We start from the raw sequence: 3,143 nt of genomic DNA on the forward strand, positions 1-3,143 counted from the left end.
AGAAAAAGAGAAAAAGCAATATCCATATTTAACAGAAGATATTGAAACAGATATATGCATAGTAGGTGGTGGAGTTACAGGGGCTATAGCATCATATTATTTTGGAAGAAAAAATGTAAAGACTGTTATATTAGAAAAAAAGAGAATAGCACATCTAAGCACTAGTGTAACAACAGCAATTTTACAATATGAATTAGATGAAAATTTATCAAATCTTACAGAATATACAACAAAAGAAAATGTTATAAGATCTTATGACTTAGGGCTTAAAGCACTTGATGAAATTGCAGAATTTATAGAACAATACGGAAATGAATGTGAATATAAAAAAAGATATGCATTATTATACACAGCTAAAAAAGATGAAATAAGTGCTATTGAAAGAGAATATTCTTATAGAAAAAATAGTGGAATAGATGTTGAATACATAGATGAAAATACAAATAAATTTGCCTTTGATTTAAAAGCAGGGATAATATCAAAAAATGGTGGAGCAGAGCTTGATCCATATAAATTTACAAAGCAATTATTAGGTGTATCTTGTAGCATGGGTGCAAAAGTATATGAAAATACTGAAGTTGTAAAACTGATTTATCATGATGATTATATAGATGTAATAACTGAATTTGGATATAAGGTTAAAGCTAAGAAGGTAATAGTTGCAACTGGATATAATACAAAGCTTTTTACAGATAGAAAATTTGCTACAAAGACAACTACATTTAACATAGTTACAAAACCAGTATCTAATTTTACAGGATGGGAAGGAAATACACTAATAAGAGATAATTCAGATCCTTATAATTATTTAAGAACTACAAAAGATAATAGAATTATAATAGGCGGAGAAGATATTGATATTATAGAGGGTATAGATGAAAGTCTTGCAAAACAAAAATATGATATATTAGAATGCAGATTAAAATCTATGTTTAAAGATATTAAAGATATCGAAATTGAATTTAAATACTGTGGAGTTTTTGCATCAACTCCTGACAATTTAGGCTTTGTAGGACCAGATGATAAAAATAATAAAAACTTATGGTATCTATTAGGGTATAGAGCAAATGGAATTTTATTTGCAATATTAGGTGCTATGATGCTAACAGAATTATATGATGGTAAGTTTAATAAGGATATGAATTTATTTAAGGTAGATAGATTTGATAATTAATAATTTTATAATGTTTATTCTTAGTTCATAAATTAAGATGAAAAATAAGGCTTAAATAAGTAAATATCTTTGATGAGATGATAAAGAAAGCATAATATATGCAATATTATTTAAAATTATAAATTAGTTGTAAATCTCTTTCTAAGTATATGATTTATGTATAATTGACAACAGTTTATTAAAGGAATAAATTAAGATTATCCATTGTATAAAAGGAGAGAGATTTATGGTAAAAGATATATTTGATTCAAATTTTAAAGAAGAGGTTTTAGAATGTGATAAGCCAGTTGTAGTAGAATTCTTTGCAACTTGGTGTCCTCATTGCAAAGCATTAGCACCAGTATTAGAAAAAGTTTCAGAAGAAACTGAAGGTGTTAAATTTGTTAGAATGGATATCGATCAAAATCTTGAATCAGTAAGAAGATTTAATATAGAAAGTACTCCAACATTAATAATATTTGAAAATGGTGAAATAGTTGATGCTAATATCGGATTTTTACCTAGAAGACAACTTGTAGATTTCATACAAGCAAATATTTAATTTTATGGGTGAAGATTATGAGTGAAATATATGATATAGCTATAGTTGGTAGTGGAGCAGCAGGACTTGCAGCAGCTTTGATAGCAAAAATTAGAAATAAATCATTTATAATTTTTGGTGAAAAAGACTTAAGTCAACATTTAACAAAAGCTCCTGGAATAGAAAATTATCTTGGATTTCCATGTGGCCCTGGAAAAGAACTTCTAGAAAGATTTAAAGAGCATATAAATAAAATGGGAATAGAGATAACTGAAGAGAGAGTATCAAATGTATTCCAAATGGATGGATACTATAGCTTAATTACTAAAGACAATGAATATGAATCAACAACTGTAATTATAGCTTCAGGAGTTGAATATGTTGAACCTATTAAGGGTGAAGAGGACTTTGTAGGTAAAGGTGTTGGATATTGCACAACTTGTGATGGTCGTCTTTTTAAAGGTAAGACTGTTTCTATAATTGGATACTTAAAAGAAGCAGAGGCAGAGGCTAACTTTGTTAGTGAATTTGCAGATAAGGTATATTATATACCTCTTTATGAAGATGATTATAAACTAAATAAGAATATAGAAATAATACATGATAACCCAGTTGAAATAAAGGGTGAAAAAGTAGTAAATAAGCTTATTTTAGAAAATAGGGAATTAGATACAGATGGAGTTTTTGTACTAAAAAATGCAATACCTCCAATTGAATTAGTTCCAGGATTAGAAATTGAAAATGGACATATAAAAGTTGATATTAATATGAAAACAAATTTAGAAGGTTGCTTTGCAGCAGGAGATTGTGTTGGAAAGCCATATAAAAGTATAAAGGCAGCAGGCCAAGGAGATATAGCTGGTCTTAGTGCTGTAGATTATTTAGATCAAATGTAAAAATAAAAATTAAAATTGTAGAGTTAAAATAAAAAGGCAACAAAAAACAAATAAGAAGACAACAAAAAAATAAAAATGGTTTGTAATATATATTATTGCTAACCATTTTTATTTTTAATGTTTTGCTTTATGTATAATAGGCTTATCAAGTTTTTCGCCCCAAAGTATTCTTACTAAAGTATTTATTAAAAATATAGTAAAGAGTTCTCCAAGCCAAATAAAACAGAATTTACTTTTAAAGAAGAGCATAGTTTTTCCTATATACGGGATATGAAAAACATATGTACCGATTAAATCGCTTCTCTTAGTATCATACATATCCAAATTATCTTTACCTTCAGCATTTGTTCTATAAATTATATTTCCATTTGAATCTTTTTCGGTTTTATTGAAGTGATGGGTTATAATTATCTTTAATTACTATATATTAAGTCTTAATTATTAAATTTCATTAACTGTTTTTAAGTATTCTTTTCCTTCCTCAGCATTGAATTGATTTTCCCATTTAGATATAACAACAACTGCTAATGAGTTTCCGATTACATTAACAACA

Annotated in this window: 4 protein-coding genes; 3 read left to right on the plus strand and 1 reads right to left on the minus strand. The window is 27.1% G+C overall.

Annotated features, from left to right (window positions below; translation table 11 throughout):
* From SPJ33_RS00035 to SPJ33_RS00045, 3 genes are all read left to right on the plus strand, one after another.
* On the plus strand, positions 1 to 1,174 hold a 1,174-nt coding region (locus SPJ33_RS00035; RefSeq protein ID WP_321115919.1), incomplete at its 5' end, for an FAD-dependent oxidoreductase.
* Between the two features lie 226 nt (positions 1,175 to 1,400).
* Positions 1,401 to 1,715: a thioredoxin gene (gene trxA / locus SPJ33_RS00040; protein ID WP_321115920.1), complete on the plus strand. Its 315-nt coding sequence runs from the start codon at positions 1,401 to 1,403 to the stop codon at positions 1,713 to 1,715.
* A gap of 17 nt (positions 1,716 to 1,732) precedes the next feature.
* Positions 1,733 to 2,590, plus strand: coding sequence for an NAD(P)/FAD-dependent oxidoreductase (locus tag SPJ33_RS00045; protein WP_321115921.1), 858 nt, complete (start codon positions 1,733 to 1,735; stop codon positions 2,588 to 2,590).
* Between the two features lie 114 nt (positions 2,591 to 2,704).
* On the opposite strand, the gene SPJ33_RS00050 is transcribed toward SPJ33_RS00045, so the two are convergent.
* Entirely contained in the window at positions 2,705 to 2,908 is a 204-nt protein-coding gene (locus tag SPJ33_RS00050; protein ID WP_321115922.1) for a hypothetical protein, read from the minus strand.
* Between the last annotated feature and the right edge of the window lie 235 nt (positions 2,909 to 3,143).

The sequence above is a fragment of the Clostridium sp. genome, assembly GCF_034179595.1.
Classification (GTDB): Bacteria; Bacillota; Clostridia; order Clostridiales; family Clostridiaceae; genus Clostridium.

What these genes read in the sequence shown, in the direction of transcription:
- trxA (WP_321115920.1), top strand. Translation starts at nt 1,401, where the DNA reads ATGGTAAAAGATATATTTGATTCAAATTTTAAAGAAGAGGTTTTAGAA.
- SPJ33_RS00045 (WP_321115921.1), top strand. Translation starts at nt 1,733, where the DNA reads ATGAGTGAAATATATGATATAGCTATAGTTGGTAGTGGAGCAGCAGGA.
- SPJ33_RS00050 (WP_321115922.1), bottom strand. Translation starts at nt 2,908, where the DNA reads ATGTATGATACTAAGAGAAGCGATTTAATCGGTACATATGTTTTTCAT.